Annotated in this window: 19 protein-coding genes; 4 read left to right on the forward strand and 15 right to left on the reverse strand. The window is 72.3% G+C overall.

Annotated elements, in window-relative coordinates:
- Positions 1-23: 23 nt before the first annotated feature.
- The 4 genes from P3X83_RS11450 to P3X83_RS11465 all read right to left on the reverse strand — a co-directional run bounded on the left by P3X83_RS11450 (position 24) and on the right by P3X83_RS11465 (position 3563).
- Positions 24-947 carry a helix-turn-helix transcriptional regulator gene (locus tag P3X83_RS11450; RefSeq protein ID WP_346742701.1) on the reverse strand — a complete coding sequence of 308 codons (924 nt, stop codon included), beginning with the start codon at positions 945-947 and terminating at the stop codon, positions 24-26.
- Between the two features lie 277 nt (positions 948-1224).
- The gene (locus P3X83_RS11455) at positions 1225-2745 is read right to left on the reverse strand and encodes an N-acetylmuramoyl-L-alanine amidase (protein ID WP_277304943.1); all 1521 of its coding nucleotides are present in this window, start codon (positions 2743-2745) and stop codon (positions 1225-1227) included.
- A gap of 130 nt (positions 2746-2875) precedes the next feature.
- Positions 2876-3352 (reverse strand): Clp protease N-terminal domain-containing protein, encoded by a 477-nt coding sequence (locus P3X83_RS11460; protein ID WP_277304944.1) that lies wholly within the window; start codon positions 3350-3352, stop codon positions 2876-2878.
- A 7-nt stretch (positions 3353-3359) separates the two neighbouring features.
- Complete coding sequence (locus tag P3X83_RS11465; protein ID WP_277304945.1) at positions 3360-3563, reverse strand: helix-turn-helix domain-containing protein; 204 nt, start codon at positions 3561-3563, stop codon at positions 3360-3362.
- A 73-nt stretch (positions 3564-3636) separates the two neighbouring features.
- On the opposite strand from P3X83_RS11465, the gene P3X83_RS11470 reads away from it, so the two are divergent.
- Positions 3637-5193, forward strand: coding sequence for an FAD-dependent monooxygenase (locus tag P3X83_RS11470; RefSeq protein ID WP_277304946.1), 1557 nt, complete (start codon positions 3637-3639; stop codon positions 5191-5193).
- 16 nt (positions 5194-5209) lie between these two features.
- Here the strand turns inward: P3X83_RS11470 and P3X83_RS11475 are convergent, their stop codons facing one another.
- From P3X83_RS11475 to P3X83_RS11525, 11 genes are all read right to left on the reverse strand, one after another.
- Positions 5210-6937 carry an ABC transporter ATP-binding protein gene (locus P3X83_RS11475; protein WP_277304947.1) on the reverse strand — a complete coding sequence of 576 codons (1728 nt, stop codon included), beginning with the start codon at positions 6935-6937 and terminating at the stop codon, positions 5210-5212.
- A 13-nt stretch (positions 6938-6950) separates the two neighbouring features.
- Positions 6951-8660, reverse strand: coding sequence for an ABC transporter ATP-binding protein (locus tag P3X83_RS11480; protein ID WP_277304948.1), 1710 nt, complete (start codon positions 8658-8660; stop codon positions 6951-6953).
- Positions 8650-10401: an asparagine synthase (glutamine-hydrolyzing) gene (gene asnB, locus P3X83_RS11485; RefSeq protein WP_277304949.1), complete on the reverse strand. Its 1752-nt coding sequence runs from the start codon at positions 10399-10401 to the stop codon at positions 8650-8652. The genes P3X83_RS11480 and asnB overlap by 11 nt, the downstream gene beginning before the upstream one ends.
- 1 nt (position 10402) lies before the next feature.
- The gene (locus P3X83_RS11490) at positions 10403-11293 is read right to left on the reverse strand and encodes a hypothetical protein (protein ID WP_277304950.1); all 891 of its coding nucleotides are present in this window, start codon (positions 11291-11293) and stop codon (positions 10403-10405) included.
- Positions 11290-12132, reverse strand: a complete 843-nt coding sequence (locus P3X83_RS11495) for a DUF692 domain-containing protein (RefSeq protein WP_277304951.1) — start codon at positions 12130-12132, stop codon at positions 11290-11292. The genes P3X83_RS11490 and P3X83_RS11495 overlap by 4 nt, the downstream gene beginning before the upstream one ends.
- A 158-nt stretch (positions 12133-12290) precedes the next feature.
- On the reverse strand, positions 12291-12458 hold the full coding sequence (locus P3X83_RS11500; RefSeq protein ID WP_277304952.1) for a hypothetical protein: 168 nt from the start codon (positions 12456-12458) through the stop codon (positions 12291-12293).
- Between the two features lie 107 nt (positions 12459-12565).
- Complete coding sequence (locus tag P3X83_RS11505; RefSeq protein ID WP_277304953.1) at positions 12566-12697, reverse strand: hypothetical protein; 132 nt, start codon at positions 12695-12697, stop codon at positions 12566-12568.
- 94 nt (positions 12698-12791) lie between these two features.
- On the reverse strand, positions 12792-14822 hold the full coding sequence (locus tag P3X83_RS11510; protein ID WP_277304954.1) for a glycosyltransferase: 2031 nt from the start codon (positions 14820-14822) through the stop codon (positions 12792-12794).
- Positions 14823-14950: 128 nt separating this feature from the next.
- On the reverse strand, positions 14951-15922 hold the full coding sequence (locus P3X83_RS11515; protein WP_277304955.1) for a hypothetical protein: 972 nt from the start codon (positions 15920-15922) through the stop codon (positions 14951-14953).
- On the reverse strand, positions 15922-16257 hold the full coding sequence (locus P3X83_RS11520; protein ID WP_277304956.1) for a PadR family transcriptional regulator: 336 nt from the start codon (positions 16255-16257) through the stop codon (positions 15922-15924). The genes P3X83_RS11515 and P3X83_RS11520 overlap by 1 nt, the downstream gene beginning before the upstream one ends.
- Before the next feature lie 120 nt (positions 16258-16377).
- Positions 16378-17442 carry a trypsin-like peptidase domain-containing protein gene (locus tag P3X83_RS11525; protein ID WP_277304957.1) on the reverse strand — a complete coding sequence of 355 codons (1065 nt, stop codon included), beginning with the start codon at positions 17440-17442 and terminating at the stop codon, positions 16378-16380.
- A 555-nt stretch (positions 17443-17997) separates the two neighbouring features.
- On the opposite strand from P3X83_RS11525, the gene P3X83_RS11530 reads away from it, so the two are divergent.
- The 3 genes from P3X83_RS11530 to P3X83_RS11540 all read left to right on the forward strand — a co-directional run bounded on the left by P3X83_RS11530 (position 17998) and on the right by P3X83_RS11540 (position 21033).
- Positions 17998-18720 carry an STAS domain-containing protein gene (locus tag P3X83_RS11530; RefSeq protein WP_277304958.1) on the forward strand — a complete coding sequence of 241 codons (723 nt, stop codon included), beginning with the start codon at positions 17998-18000 and terminating at the stop codon, positions 18718-18720.
- On the forward strand, positions 18717-19118 hold the full coding sequence (locus P3X83_RS11535; protein ID WP_277304959.1) for a hypothetical protein: 402 nt from the start codon (positions 18717-18719) through the stop codon (positions 19116-19118). Before P3X83_RS11530 ends, P3X83_RS11535 begins: the two co-directional genes overlap by 4 nt.
- Before the next feature lie 64 nt (positions 19119-19182).
- Positions 19183-21033 (forward strand): CheR family methyltransferase, encoded by a 1851-nt coding sequence (locus P3X83_RS11540; RefSeq protein ID WP_277304960.1) that lies wholly within the window; start codon positions 19183-19185, stop codon positions 21031-21033.
- Positions 21034-21091: the final 58 nt, after the last annotated feature.

A 21091-nucleotide genomic window follows, 5' to 3' on the forward strand; every position in this document is an offset into this window, starting at 1 on the left:
ACGCTATCCGATGGGCCGACCGCTCAGGTGTCCCGCAGGATGCGGTGCAGCAGGGCGGGCGTCTCGACGGCGGGCGCGGCCTCGGTGGCGAGGCGGTTCATCACGTGCGTGTAGTGCGCGACATCGGCCGGGCGGTCGGGATAGAGCGCGCTGGCGAGCTGCTCCAGGTACACGACGTCGGGCAGGACCCTCTCGGGCAGCCGCAGGATGGTGATCGGCCCGCCGGAGGCCGCGTGGCCGCCGGCTGTGAACGGCAGGATCTGGATGGTGATGTGCGGCATGTCGGCCGCCTCGATGAGGTGCTGGATCTGCGCCCGCATCACCGCGGCGCCGCCGATCGGACGGCGCAGCGCCGCCTCGTCCAGCACCGCCCACAGGCGTGGCGGGTGGGCCCGGTGCAGGATCTGCTGGCGGCCCATCCGCAGCTCGACGCCGCGCTCCACGCGCGACTCGGAGACGCCGATGTCGCCGAGCGAGATGACGGCCCGCGCGTAACCGGCGGTCTGCAGCAGGCCGGGCACGAACTGCACCTCGTAGGTGCGGATCAGGCTCGCGGCCTGTTCCAGGCCGAGGTAGGCGTGCAGCCAGTGCGGCGTCACGTCGGAGTAGGCGCTCCACCAGCCCGGCGTGTTGGCGTGCTGGGCGAGTTCGAGCAGGGTGGCCCGCTCGTCTTCGCCGCTGACGCCGTACAGGGTGAGCAGGTCGGCGACATCTCGCAGTTTGCAACCGATCCGGGCCAGCTCCAAGCGGCTGATCTTGGAGTGGGAGGCGCGGATGGCCTCGCCCGCCTCCTCCCTGGAAATGCCCATAGACTCACGTAAGGCGCGTAAGCGCGCACCTAAGATCATGCGTGGCACCATCGGCCCGGCGTGCCGGTGCTCCTGATCCACCGCCGCCTCAAGGTATTCGACGGCATCCATGACGCTCACTCCCCGATCGACGATCATGCTGACCGACCAAGCCTCTCACTTGACTCGCATCGCACACAGTGGGATGACATTGTTGACAATTTTGGACCTTCTAGCATCCGTCATTTCGCCCACTAAGGGAAATAACAACCCCTGATAGCGCTCTCTCACCTTCCTGCCGAAGGGAAGAACGCTACCCGACGTCCAAGGTGGTCCTGATCAACATTGGCTCGACACCGTGCGTGAGCGGCTTCGCCGGGATCGGGTACGGGGCACGGCCGGCGCCCTGCCAGGACGCGCCGGCCGTGCCGGTCTCTCAGGTGCGGGTGATCCGCACCGCGTCGGCGATCACCTGACCGGCGCCGGAGGTCCACCGGCTCACGCCGACGACGTCACGGTCTCCCGCGGCCAGGGAGAACGTGCCGATGGAGCGCCAGGTGCCGCCGCCCGCGCGCTGGTCCACGTAGACGGTCTTGTTTCCGCCGCTCGCGGCGACGATGTAGGGTGCCGCGCTGTTGTAGCCGGGGTCGGCCGGGTACCAGACGTCCACCCGGTATGTACCCGCGCTGGGAATCTTGACGCGGAACCAGGCGGGATCGCTGGTTCGCGCGGGCGCGGTGAACCGGTAGTCGGCCCCGTGCCGCTGGCCCGAGTAGGCCGAGGTGCCCCAGGCGGCGCTCGCGGTGAACCGTCCGGCGGTGGTGTTGTCCACGGTGGCCGACCATGACGGGTTGCCGCCGCCGGTCACGAACCCCATGTACCGGGACCAGTTCCAGTGCGACCCGGGGTCGGTGTGGTCGGCCCCCGGCACCTCCTTGTGGCCGATGATGGCGGCCCTGGTCTTGGGGATGCCGTACTTGTCGCAGAGGTAACGGGTCAACGCCGCCGAGGACCGGTACATGGCGTCGGTGAACCACGAGGCGTCGCTCACGAAGCCCTCGTGCTCGATGCCGATGGACCGGGTGTTGTAGTTCCAGTTCCCGGCGTGCCAGGCGATGTCCTTGTCGCGGACCATCTGGGTGACGGCCCCGTTGGAGGACCTGACCACGTAGTGCGCCGAGACCTTGGCGCTCGGGTTCTGGAACCAGGAGATCGTCCCGGCGTACGACCCCTGGGTCACGTGGATGACGATCCGGTCGATCCGGTGGCTGGACTCCCGGTTCGCCCCGGTGTAGTTGCCGGAGTTGGCGGCCACCCACGCGGCGCCCGGGTAGTCGGCGCTCGCCGCGCGGAATCCCGAGCCGCGCGCGTTGAGGTCCTGGATCCGCGCGTACGGCCCGCGGTCCACGGTGATCTCCCTCGGCGCGACGGTGACTCCGGCCGCGCGGAACCCGGTGCCGAGCAGCTCGTAGACCGTGTCGGCGTACAGCCGGGCGACCTCCGGCGTGGAGGCGTTGCCGTACTCGGCCACGGTCGTGTACCAGCGGGCCACGTCCTTGCGGGCGGCGGCGTCGAGGCCCTGCTCGTCGGCGAGGGCGCGGAGCACGGCCGCCCCGCCGAGGACGTTGGCGGCGGTGTCCGCGCGCAGCCTGGCGACCGGCTCGCCGGTCAGTTCGGCGGCGCGTTCGAGGGTGTGCGTGGTGGGATTGCCGACCAGGTGCATGACGCCGTAGCCGCCGCTGGCGCTGGGCGCGCCGCCGTGGCCGTCGAGGTGGGTCTCGGCGTAGGCGACCGCTACCAGCAGGTCGCGGGGCACGTCGCGGGCGGCGGCGGCCTCGGCGAACGCGGTCTCCAGGGGATCGGCGGCCGCACGGGCCCACGCCGGGCCGGCCACACCGGTCTGCGACACGGCGAGCGCGGCGAGTACGGCGACGGCCGCTAATCGGACGACGGTCATGAAAGCTCCTCCATCGGGGATCCGACGGCATGCCACAGTAGGGGCAAATCATGACTTGTGTCGTTAATTGACATTACTGGTTGGTTAGAGGAAACCTTCCTTCTTTACAACCGGTGTCGATGAAGGTCGATCAGCCGGACGCTTCGAGCCGCCGCCGGACGGCGTCGCGATCCACGCCGAGGACGCGGATCAGATCGGCCACCGGGTCGGGGGCCGCCGAGTCGAGCAGCGCCGTCAGCAGCCGCGCTGGGGCGACATGGCGGGTGCGCACGGTCGTGCCCCGCACGGCCTTGCCGAGCGTCGCCCGGGCCGTGGAGGTCACCGCGCTGACCCGCACCGCCGGATGCCGGTGCGGCGCGAACTCCGGGTCGAGGATGTCCCCCACCCGGATGCCGATCGAGGCCAGCGCCTCACGGTCGAGCAGGTCGAGCCCGGAGCGGGCGGTCCCCAGGTCCACCCCGAAGGCGCGGGCGGCCGGGGACTCCGGTGCGCGGAGCAGTCCGAGCAGCAGGTGCTCGGTGCCCAGGCGGCGGTTGCCCCGGCGGCGGGCCTCGTCGAGCGCGGCGTCCACCACCGACGCGAAGGGACTGCGGGATCGGCCGAGCATGTGCGCCTCACTTCCCGTACTTGGCGTGCACCGACTGGCGGGACATGCCGAGCGCGTCGCCGATCTGCTCCCAGGTCCAGCCCTGCTCTCTGGCGGCGGCGACCGACAGGGCCTCGACGCGCTCGGCGAGCCGGTGCAGCGCGGAGACCGCGCGCAGCCCCACGGCCGGGTCACCGGCCTTGAGTCGTTCGGAGATCCGCTCTACGTCCACCCTGTCAGGCTAGGTTGACAAAGCCGATTTTGTCAACCTAGCCTGACAGCCTTCCACCGATCTGGAGGCGAACGTGGACACCGATGTCGTCATCGTCGGCGCCGGGCCGACCGGGCTGCTGCTCGCGTGCGAGCTGCGGCTGGCGGGCCTGCGGCCGGTCGTGCTGGAGCGGCGGCCGGAGCCGTCCGAACTGCCCAAGGCCAACGGGCTGGGCGGGCAGATCATCCGGCTGCTCGACCAGCGCGGCCTGCTGGGACGCCTGAGCGAGGGCAGCCCCTACTCAGGGCCGGTCCCGAGGTATCCGTTCGGCCCGATCCCGCTGGAACTGTCCAGGCTGGGCGGCGAACCGCCGTTCGAGGTGCTGGTGATCCAGCAGCCCCGGCTGGAACGGCTGCTCGGCGAACGGGCCGCCGAGCTGGGCGCGGAGATCCGGCGCGGGCACGAGCTGACCACCATGGCACAGGACGAGAGCGGGGTGACGCTGGCCGTGCGCGGCCCCGACGGGCCGTACCGGCTGCGCGCCGGATACGTCGTGGGCTGCGACGGCGCGCGCAGCCCGGTGCGCGAGCAGGCCGGGATCGGCTTCCCCGGGACGGCCGACCCCGACGCGGTGCGGATCGGGCACTTCCGGTCCGAGGGCGCGGCCGGGGCGCTGCTCGAAGCCCCCGAGGTCGAGGTCCCCGGCTTCGGACGCCTGGAGCCCGGCTGGAACCACACCCCGCGCGGGCGCGTCATCGTGACCTCGCTGCACCCGGGCGTCCACGTCGTGGGCATCCGCGAACGGCGCGGGCCCGAGTCCGGTACCGAGGACGGAGTGGACGGCGGCGCGGTGTCGCTCGCCGAGTTCCAGGAGGCAGCGCGCCGGGTGCTCGGCGCGGAACTGCCGCTCGGCGAACCGATCTGGATGTCCCGGACGGTGGCCCAGGCCCGGCTCGCCGACCGCTTCGTGGACGGGCGGGTGCTGTTGGCCGGAGACGCCGCGCACCTGTTCCCGGCGGGCGGCTCGGCCCTCAACGCGGGCATGACCGACGCGCTGAACCTCGGCTGGAAACTGGCCGCGCGGGTGCGCGGCTGGGCGCCGCCGGACCTGCTCGGCTCCTACGACACCGAACGCCGGGCCGCCGCCGCCCGCGCGCTGCTGCACACCCGAGCCCAGGCGGCACTGGACCGCGACGGCGACAGTGAGGAGAGCGCGGCGCTGCGGGAACTGGTCACCGAACTGCTGCGGTTCGAGGAGCCGCTGCGGCACGTGGCGGAACTCATGAGCGGCGCGGACGTCCGCCGGCCCGCCCCCCACGGTCACCCCCTCGTCGGCCGGATCGCCCCCGACCTCCCCCTTAAGCGTCCGTCCGGCGAGCCGTCCCGGGTCGCCGAACTGATGCGCACGGCCCGCCCGGTACTCCTCGACCTCGGCGTCCCCGGCCTCCGCGAAGCGGCCGATCCCTGGCGCGACCGCGTCGACCTCGTCCCCGCCACCAGCCCCTCCCCACCCGCCCACGCCCTCCTCATCCGCCCCGACGGCCAAGTAGCCTGGGCCGCCGACACCCCCGACACCCTCCCCCAGGCCCTCCAGCACTGGTTCGGCCAATCCCTCACATCAACCAACCCCACCGCCCACCACAGAGCCTGACCGCGGCCGGGAGCGGTCAGGTTGAGGTGCCTGATTTCCGCCATTGGGCGTAGAGGGTGGCGAAGGGGCCGCCGTGGGTCAGGAGGGTGGCGGGTGGGCCGGATTCCACTACTCGGCCGTTGGAGATGACGGCGACCTGGTCGGCTTCGAGGACGGTGGTCAGGCGGTGGGCGATGACGACGACGGTCCGGCCTCGGCGGAGGCGGCGCAGCGCCTCCTGGGCCCGGCGTTCGGACTCCTCGTCGAGGTGTCCGGTGGCCTCGTCGAGCACGAGCACCCCCGGGGGCCTGATCCACAACCGGGCGAACGCGAGGAGCTGGCGCTCCCCCGCCGCCAGGTGGTCGCCCGCCGGGGCGTCGAGCCCGCCGTCCAGCCGTCGTACCAGGGCGTCCGCCCCCACCGCCGCGACGGCGTCCGCCGCCTCGTCCCGGTCCGCGCCGGGCCTGCCGAGCAGCAGGTTTTCCAGGATCGTGCCCCCGAACATGAAAGGCTCCTGCGGAACGTAGGCGATCGCGCGCCGCAGCCCCGCCAGGCCCACCGCGCGCAGATCGAGGCCGTCCAGGGTGACCGTCCCGTGAGCCGGATCGTAGGCGCGGGTCAGCAGCTTGGCGATGGTCGACTTGCCCGCCCCCGTCGCCCCGACCAGGGCCAGCGTGCTCCCGGCGGGAACGCACAGGTCCACCCCGCGCAGCGCCTCCGGCGGGTCACCGTCCCCTGGGTAGGTGAACCGCACGTCTCGCATGCGCAGCTCGCCCGCCGCGCGGGGCGGCGGCACGGGGTCGGCGGGCTCGGCCACGGCGGGCCGCCGCGCGAGCACCTGGCCGACGCGGGCGGCGCCCGCCGTCCCGGCCTGCACGCTGTCGAAGAGCTCGCTGAGCTGGAACACCGGGTCGAACAGCAACCGCAGGTAAAGCAGGAAGGCCGCGAGGGTGCCGATCTCCAGTGCGCCGCCGATCACCTGGTGCCCGCCGACGGCCAGCGCGACCGCCGTGGCCGCCGCCCCGCCGAACTCCACGGCGGGGAAGAACAGCGCCGCCTGCACCACCGGGCGGCGGGACGCGTCCCGCTCCCGTCCGTAGGCCGTGGCCAGCCGCCCGGCCGCCGCCTCCTCCCGGCGGAACGCCTGCAGCACGGGCACGGCGGCGACCAGCTCGCGCGCCTCGGCGGCGGCCGAGCCTGAGCTCTCCCGCACGCGCCGCCACGCCACCGCCGACCCGCGGCGGAACCACGTGACCAGGACGGCCAGCGGCGGGGCCACCAGCATGACGGCCAGCGCCAGCCGCCAGTCCAGCACGAAGAGCACGACGGTCACGCCCACCGCCGTCACCGCCCCGGTGACCAGCCCGACCAGGGCCTCGGCGGCCAGCGGCTGCATGGCGGCGACGTCGCCGGTGATCCGCGCCACCACCCCGCCCACGCGCTCGCGCTCGTGGAAGTCCAGGGAGAGCCGCTGCAGGTGGGCGAACAGCCGGGAGCGCACGGTGTGCAGCACGCTCTGCGCTGCTTTGGCCAGGACCAGGACCTCGGCCCTGGCCGCCGCCCACTGCACCGCGACGACCACGACACAGGCGACGAAGACCCAGGTCAACGCGTCCCGATCCGCGCGCACCACACCGTCGTCGATCCCGAGCTTCACCAGGTACGGCAGACTCAGCCCGGCCGCCGTCCGCACCAGCACGGCCGCCCCACCCAGCGCGAGCGCCCGCCACCGCGCGACCAGCAACGGCCCCAGCCAACCCCGCACGCCACCATCGGAGCTACCGTTCATCGGCCCCCCTCATTCCGGCCATGGCTCTGCTCGGGGTGGCTGTTCGGCCGTTCGCAAGGTGGATGGTGCGGGTTGTCAGGTGGTGTAGGGCGCCGGGTCCGGTGGTGAGGATGGTCATGCCTGGGAGTGCTGTGGTCAGGCGGGTCACCACGGATGCTGCGGTGGCCGCGTCCACCTGGGAGAGGGCGTCGTCGAGGAGGAGGAGTCTTGGGTGGGTGAGCAGGGCGCGGGCTATCGCCAGGCGTTGGCGTTGGCCGCCGGACAGGGTGTCGCCGTGCTCGCCGATTCTGGTGTCGAGGCCCCCTGGGAGGGCGTCGAGCAGGTCCAGGGCTCCTGCCGTTTCGAGGGCGGTGAGGATGTCGCCGTCCGGCGCGTCGGGGCGGCCAAGGGCGACGTTCTCCCGGAGGGTGCCGGAGAGCAGGATCGGGTGCTGGGGGACGATGGCGACCTGCTCGCGCAGGGAGGCGAGGGTGAGGTCGGCGATGTCGTGGCCGTCCAGGGTGACGCGGCCCGTCGTGGGGGCCGTCAGGCGTGGGATCAGCGCGAGGAGGGTGGACTTGCCCGCGCCGTTCGGGCCGGTGATCAGGACGCGTTCGCCCGGCTCCACGGCGAGGTGGACGTCCGCGAGCACCGGGCGGGACGCGCCCTCGGGGTGCACGCCGATGCCCTCGAAGACGACGCGGGCGCCGCGCGGCCCCTCCGGTGGGCGCGGCGCGGTCAGGGGGCCGTCGGTGATGGCGGGAGTGCGGTCGAGGATCTCGAAGACGCGCTCCGCGGCGGCGGTCGCCCGCCTGATGACGCCGGTCATGGCGCTGAGCAGGTACATGGGGCCGGTGAGGAGGAGCAGGTAGGCGTTGAAGGAGATCAGCGTGCCGAGGGTGAGGGCGCCGTCGATGACCAGGTGCCCGCCGTACCAGAGGATGGTGGCCTGGCCGAGCGCGGGCAGCGCGCCGAGCGGGGTGCCGAAGCGGGCGCGCAGCCGGGCGGCGCGCAGGCCCTCCGTCATCAGGCCCGCGCTGACGCGTTCGAAGCGCTCCTGGCGGAGGTCCTCGACGCCGAGGGCCTTGACCGTCGCGATGCCGGCCGCCGTCTCCTCCGTCTCGGCCGCGAGGTCGCCCTCCTTGGCGTACAGGGCGCGGAACACGGCCCGCTGCCGCGCGTCGTAGCGCACCGCGACGACGGCGAACAGCACGGTGGTGGGCAGCACCGCCAGGGTGAGCGCGGGCGACAGGAAGGCCATCTGCGCGAGCGCGGCCACCGCCGTCAGGGCGTTGATCACGCCGTACAGGAAGCCGAAGGCGAGGAACCCCTTGATCGCGCCCATGTCGGTGCCCAGGCGTGACATCACCTGCCCCGTCGGCAGGGCGTCGGACCGGCCGGACTCCAGCGCGAGCAGCCGCCGGGCCAGGCGGGAGCGCAGGTCGTACTCCACGTCGAGGGCGATCACCCCGCCCGCGGCCCGCCGCAGCGAGCCGCAGGCCCAGCGCAGCGCGGCCAGCCCGAGCAGCGCCAGGACGCCCGTGACGACCAGGTCCGTACGGCCCGGCAGCACCGCGTCGTCGATGACCGCGCGGGTGACCAGCGGCAGCGCCGTGGACAGCCCGATCACGGCGAACCCGAGCCCGAAGGTGACGGCGGTGCGCCCCCGGTGGGCCCCGAGCAGCCCGATCACCCGCAGCAGCGGCGACCTACCGGACATCGGCGGACGCGAGCGGACGCCCGGCCTTGCGCGCGATGAACCCGGTCACCGAGAGGTCGCCGGGGAACTCGCCCCGGCCGACGACGAAGATCTCGTGGAAGAGGTCGAACAGCAGCAGGTCCAGGTTGTCGTCGAAGCAGAAGCCGAACTCGTGCCGCTCGCGGTACTCCGGGGGCAGCGACCGGTCGCACAGCCGCTTCAGCTCGCCGCGCAGGCTCCACCCCGAGGAAGGCGCGCCGATCTTGCGGCGCAGCACGCTGTCGGCCAGCGGCCCCTCGCCGCCGCACAGCCGCAGCGCCGCGCGCCGCAGCAGCAGCTTCTGCAGGCCGAACCGGTGGCTCACCTTGTACTCGGTCGGCAGCGCGGTGACGTATTCCACCAGCGGCTTGTCCAGGAACGGCACGCGCATCTCCAGCCCGGCCGCCATGGACGACTTGTCCAGGGTCTCCAGGTGCATCCGGACGAGCTGGTCGCGCATGTTGTCGGCGAAGGTCCGTTCCAGGTACTCCTCGAAGCTCAGCTCGCCGGACAGCCCCTGCAGGATCTCGCGGGCGCGCGGGCTCGGCAGCGCGCGCAGCCGTCGCAGCGTGTCGAGCCGGGGCTGGACGTACCGCACGCGGCTCTGCCTTTCGAGGTAGTCGCCGTAGCCGCCGAACAGCTCGTCGGCGCCCTCGCCGTTCAGGCACACCTTCACGTCGCGGGCGATCCGCCCGGACAGGTGGTAGAGCGGGATCCCGCCGACCCCGACCAGCGTCTCGCACGACCACAAGTAGGCGGGGATGGTGTCCAGGTACCGCTGGAAGCCGATCACCTCGACGTGGTGGGGCAGGTCCAGCCACCCGGCGACGCGCCGGGCCTGGACGATGTCGGGGTGGCCGGGCGAGTCCCCCACGCTGTAGACGCGGAACGGCTCGCCGGTCACCCGGCGCATGAGCGTGGCCAGCACCGCCGAGTCCAGGCCGCCGGACAGGGTGAGCCCGACCTCGACGTCCGCCGCCAGGTGGGTGGCCACCGCGTCCTGGAGCAGGTCCACGACGTTGTCCAGGGCCTCGTCGAACGTGGCGGCGCCCGCCGCGGGGTCGGGGGTCGTCGCCCGGTACGGCGTCACGCGCGGCTCGGGATCCTCGGCCGACGCGGTGAGCAGGCATCCCGGCGGCAGGCTCCTGATGTGCCGGAAGTAGGTCTGGTCGCCGCTGATGTGCCCGAGGACCAGGTGGTCGGCGAACGCCTGCGCGTCCAGTCCGGCGTCCACGCCGGGGTGCCGCAGCAGCGCCTTGACCTCGGAGGCGAACAGCAGCGCGCCGGGCGCGCTCGCGTAGTAGAGCGGCTTGATGCCGAGCGGGTCGCGGGCCAGCAGGACGCGGTCGCCGTCCGCGACGGCGACGGCGAACATGCCGCGCAGGTGCTCGGCGAACCGCTCGCCGTACTCCTCGTAGAGGTGCAGGATCACCTCGCTGTCGGAGGCGGAGGTGAAGACGTGGCCGCGCCCGCCGAGCCTGGCCCGCAGCGCGCGGTAGTTGTAGATCTCCCCGTTGACGATCAGCCGGACGCCGCCCGCCGCCAGGCGCATCGGCTGCCGTCCCCCGGTCAGATCGACCACGCTCAGCCGCCGGAAGCCGAGGCCGACCGGCCCGGCCAGGTCGAACCGCTGGTCGTCGGGGCCGCGGTGGGCCAGCGTCCGGGTCATCTCCGCCACCAGCTCGCCGTCGGCCACCCCGACGACTCCGGCGATTCCGCACATGTCACTGCTCCTTCGGGTCACCCTCGGGCGCGCGGAAGCCGACCGCGCCCAGTTCGCGGAGGCTGAGCAGGGTCGCCAGGGCCGCCGACCGCGCGTCGGGGGCCAGTGCCGGGGCGCCGACCGCGCGGGCGACGTCGGCGAGCACCTCCTCCGTGGTCCGCACCCCGTCTCCCGCCTCGATCAGGGCGGCGGTGGCGGCGTTGACCCGCAGGCGGCGCACCAGCACCGCGGCGGGCCGCTTGACGAACAGCAGGTACTGCGGGCGGGCCAGCCGTTCCACGCGCTCGGGCACCCGCCCGTCCTCCAGTTCGGGGACGATCGCGGCCAGGTCGTGGGAGAAGGTGGCCAGGCGGACGTTGGTGGAGGTGACCGGCACCAGGCCGGGCAGGTCGCCGGCGCTCAGCGGCCCGGCCGCCTCGTTGAGCAGCGCGACGGTGGCCGCGCCCTCCCAGGCCGCCGGGCTGGTGCTCAGGTCGAGCACGATCCGCTCGTACTCGACGACGTCCTCGGCCCAGCCCGGCGTCAGCGTCCCCTCGCGCAGCAGCCGGACGGCGAAGGCGCACAGCCGCTCGGCCTCCACGATCATCGCCCCGTTGGCCTCGGGGACCGGCGGGAACTCGCCGCAGAACCGCTCCACGTGGTCGTGCAGGTCGTGGTGCAGCAGCAGCGAGGTGAGCGGCAGCGCGCCCAGGGCGAGCTCCAGGCGGCTGTCGGCCAGCAGCCGCGCCTGCAGCGCGAGCCGGTCCCGGTCGATGCCGCGCAGGCTGCTCAGCTCGGCGTCGCTGAGGTCGTAGGCCGCGAGGGCGGCCGGTTCCCCGAGCATGAAGCCGCGCTGGAACGTCTGGTCCGTCAGCATCCTGCTGAAGGCCCGCTGCATGTCGAGGAGGGTCACGCCGCGTTCTCCCCGGCGGCGGCGCCCGCCATCATCTCGCGCGAGCGGCTCAGGTGGGCGAGGATCTCGCCGAACTCCGGCCAGCCCTGGTCCCACTCCAGCAGCACCGCCTTGACCGGCGCGCGCCGCAGCACGTGGTCGAGCAGCCCCCAGACCTCCTCGCTGACGGGCTCGCTGTGCGTGTCGACCAGCATGCCGCCGATCTCCTTGCCGCCCGCGATGTGGATCTGCACGGTCCGCTCCAGCGGGATCGAGTCCAGGAACTCGTACGGGTCGAAGCCGAGGTTGACGGAGTTGACCCAGACGTTGTTCACGTCCAGCAGCAGGCCGGTGCCGGTCTCCTCAAGGACGCGGGTGATGAACTCGGCCTCGGTCATCTCCGCGCCGGGCAGTTCGGCGTAGTAGGTGATGTTCTCCAGCAGGAACGGCGCGTCCACCCGCTCGGTCACCGTCTTGACGTTGCGGCAGACCACGCGCAGGGTCTCCTCGGTGAACCAGAGCGGCGTGAGCTGGTCCACGTTGGTCTCCGGGACCTTGGTGAAGCTCAGGTGGTCGCTGAACCACGGCGCGCCGGTCCGCTCGACCAGACTCGCGAGCCGGGACAGGTAGTCCGCGCCGGGGATGACGTCGGTGCCGATGGAGAGGCCGACGCCATGCGGGATCAGGGTGAACCGGTCGCGGAGCGCGAGCAGCCGGTCCAGCTTGTCGGGGGCGGCGTACAGGTACTGGTCGGAGATGATCTCAAGAAAGTCGATCTCGTCCGCCGCGGCCATCGTCTGCTCGTGCAGCGGGGTGCGATACCCAAGGCCGGCGCCGAGCCTCGGCAGGTCCTCGAACATGCCTTCCTCCTGTTAGCGGTGGTACCGAAGGTCGCCCGGCACGTCTCACGCGCCGGGCGGTGGCGGCGCCGTGATCGCCCGCCCAACGGGCACGACGGCCCCGGCCGCCGTGCCCTGCCCTGCTCAGGTGGGCGCGCGGAGCGCCCTACCCGTCCTGCTTAGTGGGCGCAGCCGGAGCAACCGCTGTGCGCGCACCCCGAGCAGCTTCCGCAGCCGCTGCAGGCCACGTCGGGCTGGGCCATCACGATCTTCGAGTTGAGCTGCTCCAGCTCGAACTCCAGGTCCGCCCCGGTGAGCGACAGGCTCTCCATCGTCATCGTGGTCATCGCTGTTCCTTCCTGTTCATCGGATGCGGTCCCGGGACGCCGGAAGGTTCCCGGCCCCCGGGGGTTCCGGCGGGAGGATGGGGCCTCCCGCCGGGGTCTTTGGGGGGCTACGCCTTGCAGCCGGTGCAGCCGGCGCAGGAGACCTCCGGCTCGGACGCGCCCAGCCGGGTGGCGAGCTGCTCCAGTTCGAACTCGATGCCCGCCGCCACCGGGACGGGGGCGTCCGTGATGGTCCTCATGGCGTTCCTCTCCTTCTCCTCCAGGCACGCCGGTACGGCGGGGCGCCGCCCCGTGCGGCCGGAGGTCCGTGGGAGACGGCCGGGTCGGGCCGCCTCAGCCGGCCACGAGGACGGGGCCGGTGTCGCCGGCGACCCGCGGGTCGTCCTCGGCGGGGGACGGCCGGACGAAGACCACGACCCCGGCCCGGTAGAGGCCGGACAGCGCGGTGAGCACCTGCCCAGTCAGCCGCTCGGTCAGCCGGTCGGCGGTGCCGCCGGCGTCGGCGGCCAGCCGCTCGATGACGTCGGCGGTCGGGGCGGTCCCGTCGCACAGCCGCAGCAGCGCCGCCGTCGCCGGGCTCACCCGCAGTTCGGTCTGGGCCAGGTTGGCGAGCCGGGCGAAGCAGATCAGCACCGGGCGGTCGCCGCCCGCGCCGCCGCCCAGGCAGAACCGCTCGACGACGTCGCGCTCGAACCGCTCCAGCCGGATCTCGGCCCGGACCAGCGGGCGCAGCCCGGCGACGGTCTCCGCCGTGATCGTGCGCCCGCCGAGCGCGTCGGGGGCGGGGGGCAGTGCGGGGCCGGGTCTCGTCTCGCCGGCGCGCAGCGCCCACAGCCGGGCCCGCTGGTAGCGCAGCGGGCCGGACAGCCCGCCGGGGTCGCCCCGCTCGGCGGAGCGCCGTTCGAGGTGGCCGCAGAACTCGTCGAGGGTCCGCAGGTCGTGGGGGGCCGGGGCGGTGCGCCCTGCCTCGAATTCGGCGACCAGGTCGTCCAGGGCGTCGCCGAGCAGTTCCCTGGTCCAGGGCATGCGCCCGGCGACCCAGGCGGCCAGCGTCTCGCCGGACTCGGCGGGGGTGGCGTCGCGGGTGACCGCGCGGGTCAGGAGGTCTTCCCAGGCGTCGCCGAACGGGGTGAAGCCGGGGAACCCGGCGGCCACCGACAGGCCGTTCCTGCCGATTCGGCGGGCGGTCTCCGGCTCGTCCACCAGCGTGGTCAGGCGGGCGGCCAGGACGTCGTGGTCCTTGGGGTCGGGCACCAGCACCACGTTGTGGCCGTCGGTCAGCTCGTCGCGGTAGCCCTGTTTGGCGTGGATGTCGCCGGACAGCACCAGGCAGGTGCCCGTGGCCAGGACCTCACGGGGCACCACCGGGCCGTGGATGACCACCGGGAAGTCGCGTTCGAGGAAGCAGGTGGCCGTGCAGGCGCGGATGAGGCGCGGCACCTGCCAGTGCGGGAGGAACGGCAGCAGCCAGGTGCGGTCGCGCAGCCCGTGCTCGTCCACGGCGGCCCGGACCGCGCCGGTTCGTGATCGGCCCGCCATCAGCAGCAGGTTGAACGCCCTGCCGGACTCGCGGACCCGGCCTAACGCGGCGATCAGGTCGAAGGTGCCCTTGAACTCGCCGGGCTTGCCGTACATGCCGATGGTGGGCAGCGCGGGGTCGTACCCGGACGGCGGCGTGCCGTCCGGGAGCGAGCGCGCCAGCTCGTCGATCTCCGCCGCGCCGAGCGGTTCGGCGTCCGGCCCGAAGCAGGGCGGCACCGCGTAGGGCGGCGACATCCGGATCGCCCGGCGCCGCACGCCCATGCCGAGGAACCGGCCGGTGAGCGCCGGTTTGGTGATGACGGTTCGGGCCGCGCGGAAGACCTCCTGGTAGGTGGCCGCCAGTTCGGGGATCCGCATCAGCCGGTCGAGGTCGCTGCCCGCGTGCTGGACCAGCACCGGCAGCCCGGTCCAGCCGCCCACCAGGTGCCCGGCGACGCCGTACGGCTCCAGGTAGGAGGCGACCACGACATCGCAGTGGAACTCCCTGACCACCTGGACGGCCAGGCCGGCGAGCTTGCTGACGAAGGGGTTGCCCTGCGGGATGTGGTCCATGCGGCGGCCGAAGCGCTCCGGGCGGAAGACCCGCACGAACCCGCCCCCGGGAAACGTGGGTTCGTACTCGGCCTCGCCGTCGCCCAGCCGGACGCGGAACGACGGCTCGACCTCGTCGGCGTTGGTCACCACGTACACGCGGTGGCCGCGCTCGGCGAGCACCCGCGCCGCCCAGTAGGTCTGGGCGCTCACCCCACCCTCGATCGGGGGGTACTTTCCGATCAGGCAGACGCTGAGCGAACCGGTTCCGTCCACGACATCGATGGCCATGCTCTCCCCAGGTGAGGTCCGGCAATCCCGACTTTTCGCCATATATCCGGCTTTGTCGGCGCGATTGCCATCCTGCTTCGGGGGTCTTGCGGGCCACTTGGAAATCGATGGGGCGGCACTGCAACCCCTCACCGCACGAGCGGAGCCTCCCGGGGAACAGCGCGCAGGGCCAGCACGGTGAACAGCGCCGCGCACACCGCCAGGGCGGCGAACTGACCGATCTGCACGACGGCCATGGTCCGGGTGATCGGGTCGACGCCCTGGAACAGCAGCGGGTGAAGCCGGGCCACCAGCACGGGAACGGCCAGGATCGCCAGTGCCCACGGGCGGAACGGCGAGCGGCGAGCGGCCAGATGGACGGCCGACGCCGCCAGCAGGCCCAGGCACGCCAGCCCCGACGGGGCGAGCCACGGCCACACGAACGACCAGACGCGCAGGTCGATCTTCGGCGCGAGCGACGCCGCCCCCGCCACGAGCAGCAGCGCGCCCAGCGCGAGCCCGGCCCCGACCGGCAGCGCGGCGAGCCACCCGGGCAGGTCCGGCCGCGGCGCCGCGCGGTGGAAGCCCGCCCACAGCGCCAGCACGGGCACCGCGGCGAGCGGGACGTTGAGCACCGCGCCGAGCGGATCGACCGGCAGCGTCACGGCCGTGGCCAGAACCGCCGCCGCCACCGCGAGCCCCCGGGCGGCCCGGGTCGACCCCCTGGTCAGCGCCAGGAAGGCGGCCGCCCAGAGCAGGCTGTCGAGCCCCCGCGCCAGTCCTTGCACGGTGTACGGCGAGGGCGTCGTCCACAGGAAGCCCACGGCCACGGCCACCCCGATGGTCGCGTGAAAGAACAGCCCGAGCACGGCGACCTGCCGGACCGCCTCGCCCAGGGCGACGTATCGCGGCGACGCTCCCGCACCGCCCATCCGGACGCGCAGCCCGAGCCCGGCCAGGCTGGCGATCTCCGGCCACCGGGGCCGGGCGTCCGGCTCGTCGGCGGCCTCGCCGGCGCCCTCCATGAAGGCGTCGACCATCTCCTCCTCACGCCCCGCACGGTAGGAGCGGGGCAGCAGCACCCGGATCGCCAGGCGGTAGCGGTCTTCCAGCAGGCTCATCAAGCACCCCAGGCGTGGTGGGCCCGCAGCCGTGCGCGGGCGGTCTCGGCGTTCCCGGCCAGGCGGGCGGCCTCGGCGGCGAGTGCCCGCGCACCGGAGTCGGTGATCCGGTAGTAGCGGCGCAGCCGCCCCTGGTGCACCTCCTCGCGGTCGAACTCGACCAGCTCGTCGGCGGCCAGGCGGTCGAGCACGCCGTAGAGGGTGCCGATCTTCAACTGCACCCGGCCCTCCGACAGCTCCTCGACCTCGCGGACGATGCCGTAGCCGTGCCGAGGCTCGCCCACCAGCGCGGTGAGGATCAGGAAGGCGGGCTCGGTGATCGCACGCTGGCTCATGCCGCTCACCATATCCTGTCTCGCAGGATATGGTGAAGCCCCGGATCACTCCTGACAGCCGTCATGACCGCACGACGAAGGGCCCGGCCGATGGCCGGGCCCTTCGTGGGGTACGCGCGACTAGCGGACGCCGGGGAGCTTCCCGGTCCACAGGTTGGAGGCGTACTTGTAGATCGCGGCGGTCTCACCGTCGAAGTACGGCGAGGAGATGCGGTCGTAGCGGTTGTTGTCGTCGGAGTCGATCGCGAGGCTCACGACGCCGTTCAGGTAACCGACCCGCTTGGTGTTGCTGTACTGCTTGATGAACGGGCCGCCGGAGGAGCCGGGGGTGAAGGCGCACTTCACCGCTACACCCTCTTCGACCTTGTACTTCGGCACGGCCGGGCCATAGTAGGTCTTGCCGTAGCAGAACTTCATGGTCTCGCCGGTGTAGACCCGGTCGCCGTCGGGGTGCGCGGCGGTCGGGTAACCGAAGACGTAGACGTTGGCGCCGACCTTCTGGTTCCAGGCGAAGCCCTGGCCGCCCACGTTGTCGCTCAGGCGACCGGCGTCGACCCAGCGGCGCCCCTCGCGCTTGATGCCGTTGTAGACGTTGACGAAGGCGTAGTCCCTGTCGTAGTCCTCGAAGTTCGCGAAGTCGTAGTGGGTGTGCATCTGGGCGCCCACGTAGTAGCCCCAGTTGGCCTTGCCCTCGTGGTAGCCGGGGATGAACACGAAGTTCCGCACGGCGGTGTTCTGGTCGGTGTCGTAGACGCAGTGGCCCGCGGTGGCGACCAGGTTCGCGTACTTCGACTCCACGGCGGAGGCCGAGCAGTAGTACGGCCGGCCGTTCACCTCGAAGAACACCCGGCCCACGGTGGTGGGCAGGTTCACGTTCTTGGAGCGGCCCGCGGAGCGGTTGCTGCTGTCCGGGGAGATGAGCCCGGGAGAACCGTCGGCGCTGGCCTTGCGGGAGGTCTTGAACTTACCGGACGCGCTGGAGCCGTCGGTGTAGTGCTTCGCCGCCTTCAGACGGGCGGCGGTCCACTTGCCGGCCACCTTCGTCGCGCCGGACTTGGACGCCAGCGAGACGGTCTTACGGTCGGGTGCCGCCTCGGCCGTCGTGGCGAGCGACGCGCCGACCACGGTGGTGGCGACCAGTGCGCCTCCGAGGGGGAGGGCCAGGCGCTTGGCTCGGGTGTTCAATCTTGCTCCTTCTCACATCGTCGTACGGCGGGACGTCGGGTCCTGCTCTGCGCCACGCAACCGTTCGAGCGTGGGTCACGGAATGTCAAAGACAGTCCATAGCCCCGGTCAAGAGACACAAAAGAAGACCGTAGTCATACGGATGCGACCGATGGGGCATAAGTTGCATTAGGCGGTAGACCGTTACTGGTCCGTTACATGTCACCGGTAAACCAAATGAAGATCCACAAGTCGCCCATAGGCCCTACGACCAGCCGGGTAGCACATAGAAGCACACCGATCCGACCGGACATCCGATCGGTAAGTGGTAGACGTCACATCCGTATGTGCGATTGGGGGTCAGCCGAATATGGCGCAGGTTGTCAGTTCCGGACAGCCGTAGATCACCCGGCGATCATCGCCCACCCCCGGGGGCTCTGGCCGTCGCCACGGCGGAGGTGCAGGATGTCATTACACGGCTCGCCCCCGGCGAGACGGCTCGGGGAGACCTCCATCAAGGGGTGCAGGGGTCGAACGGAGGAAACGCGCATGTATCTCCATGTACGTCTCATTTCTGTGGCCGAGACCGTTGCCGTCATCAACCTGGCGGGAGAGCTGGACGCCACGACCGTGCACGCGCTGCTCGCCGTACTGGAGCAGCTCACGGCCTCGCCGGTGACACACGTGATCGTGGCCGCCCGGGAGCTGTCGTTCTGCGACATGAGCGGCGTCGAGCAACTGGCCGCCACCCACCAGACCCTGCTCGCCAAGGGCGGCCGGCTGGTCATCGCCGAGCCGGGTCCCGGGCTGTGCCGCCTGCTGGAGGTGATGGCCGAGCACGTACGGCCCGCCATCCAGGCGTTCCCGGCGCTGACGGAGGCGCTGGCCGACGCGGGCGTGGACCTCGACGCCGCGGTCCTCCCGCTGCTCCGGGTGCGACGCCACCTACCCCGCTACCGCCGGATCCCCCACGTGGCGGTCGCCCCCGGGCGAGCCGGGACGAGACACCTGCGGCCCGGCAAGCCTCCGGCCCAGGAGCAGCCGTCCCAGCCTCCGCCTCCGGCCGACACCCGCCGCTCGCTGATCAACCGGTCGCACGAGCTGCGCCGTCAGGCGCGCCAGCAGGTGAACACCATGCAGTGGCGGCTCTTCCTGGCGGGCCGGTCCAGGACCACCCTGTCCGACACCCTGGACCGCTGCCGCGACACGCTCGCCATGATGCGGGCCAAGGTGCGGGAGTCCCCCACGCGAACGGGGCCAGGAGGTCCACCCCCGGCCGGTGACGGGCAGGCCCGATGACCACCGGCGGCGACGAGCCCCGGCGGGAGCGCGACGCGGAACCCGGGCCGCGGCTGCTCGCCGAGCAGGCGCGGGCCAGGGCCGCGCGGGCGCGGGAACGCGGACGCCGCGCGGGGATCAGGGCCGAGCAGGTCGCCCGGCGCAGGCGGCAGCTCGCCGACGCCCGCGCCGAGCGCGAGCCGCCTCCGCCGCGATCGGTGCCCGACGTCATCGAGACCGCCCGCCGGTACGCCGAGGCGGCCAGGCTCAGCGCCGAGGCGAGCCGGGCCTACTCGGCCCAGGCCCACCGGGAGTCGGCGATGCTGCACGACGATCTGGCCGCCGCCGGAATCGGCGACGCCGAGGCGCATCGCCGCGAGGCCGAACGCCAGCGAAGGGCCGCCGAACGACAGGCGTGAGAGCGCTCCCGCGATAGCGCCCGGGGCCCCTTACGGCAGGGGTTCTGAAGCGTACTCTTCCCATGTGACGTCAGAGGAAGAGCGCGAGTTCGACGAACTCCTCATTCTGCTGAAGGAGACGCGTGGATTCGATTTCACGGGTTACAAGCGGACGACCCTCATGCGCCGGATCAACCGCCGGCTGGAGGCACTGAAGCTCAACGACTTCAGCGAGTACCGCGACCTGCTGGAGGTCGAGCCCGAGGAGTACGGACGGCTCTTCGACAGCCTGCTGATCAACGTCACCGGCTTCTTCCGCGACCCCGCCGCCTGGCAGACCTTACGCGAGGACGTGATCGCTCCACTGCTCGGCGCCAGGACGGCCGGCCAGGCGATCCGGGTGTGGAGCGCGGGCTGCGCGAGCGGCGAGGAGGCGTACACGGTCGCCATGGTGCTGGCCTCCGAGCTGGGCATGGACGCCTTCCGGGACCGGGTGAAGATCTACGGCACCGACCTCGACGACAAGGCGCTGCAGGTGGCGCGGGCGGGCGTCTACGCCGAACGCCAGCTCACCACGGTGCCGCCGGCGCTACGGGAGACCTTCTTCGAGCCCGTGGAAAGCGGATACGCCTTCCGCCGCGACCTGCGGCGCCAGCTCATCTTCGGCCGCAACGACCTCACCCGCGACGCCCCGATCTCCCGCGTCGACCTGCTGCTCGCCCGCAACACGCTGATGTACTTCAACACCGAGACGCAGCTCAGCATCGTCCGGCGGTTCCACTTCGCGCTCGCCGACCCGGGGTACCTGTTCCTCGGCAAGGCCGAGATGCTGCTCAACCACGGCGACAAGTTCGAGCCGGTCGATCTGCGGATGCGACTGTTCCGGAAGATCAAGACGGCGGCGCCCGGCAACCGGCCCTCGTGGCCGCTGGGCGGGGCGTCGGAGCGCTCGCCGTACCTGCCCGCGCTTGCGGCCATGGCGCTGGCCGCGGGGCCGGTGGCGCAGATCGTGATCAGCCGTGAGGGCAGCCTGGCGCTGGTCAACACCAGGGCGGAGGCCCTGTTCAACCTGCGCCCCCGCGACGTCGGGCGGCCCTTCCAGGACCTGGAGGTCTCCTACCGGCCGATCGAGCTGCGCTCGGTGATCGAGCAGGCCCGCCAGACGATGCGCCCGATCGAGCTACAGGACGTCGTGTGGCACCGGGTGGGCGCGGCGGAGAGCAGCGTGTTCGACGTCTCGGTGGTCCCGCTGCTGTCCGGCGGCGACCTCGTGGGGGTGGGGATCCACTTCTCCGACGTCACCCGCTACCGCAAGCTCCGCGACGAGTTCGAGCAGGCCAACCGGGAGCTGGAACAGGCCTATGAGGAACTCCAGTCGCTCAACGAGGAACTGGAGACCACCAATGAAGAACTCCAGTCCACCAACGAAGAGCTGGAGACCACCAACGAGGAGCTCCAGTCCACCAATGAGGAACTGGAGACCATGAACGAGGAGCTCCAGTCCACCAACGACGAGCTCCAGCACATCAACGACGCGCTGACGAACCGCAGCATCGAGCTCGACCAGGCCAACCAGTTCGTCTCCGCCGTGGTGCGCAGCCTGGGCGACGCCGTGATCGTGCTGGACGACGACCTCATCGTGATCGTCTGGAGTCCCGGCGCCGAGGAGCTGTGGGGGCTGCGCTCCGACGAGGCGGCGGGCAAGCCGCTCGCCTCGCTCGACATCGGGCTGCCGCTCGACGCGCTGACGCCGCACCTGCGGGCCGCCATGACCCGCGACGCCCGCGCGGTGAACCGGATGGACGGCGTGGTCATGGACGCGGTCAACCGCCGGGGACGCACCACCCCGCTGGCCGTGAAGATCTCCCACCTGCGCCGGGCCGACCACTCGCGGCGCGGGCTCATCCTGGTCATGACGGTCCTCGACCAGAGCTGACCCCGGCGGGAACCCGCCCCGCCACGACGCGGGGCGAGGTCCGCGGGCGGACGGCCCG

Source organism: Spongiactinospora sp. TRM90649, assembly GCF_029382225.1.
GTDB lineage: Bacteria > Actinomycetota > Actinomycetes > Streptosporangiales > Streptosporangiaceae > Spongiactinospora.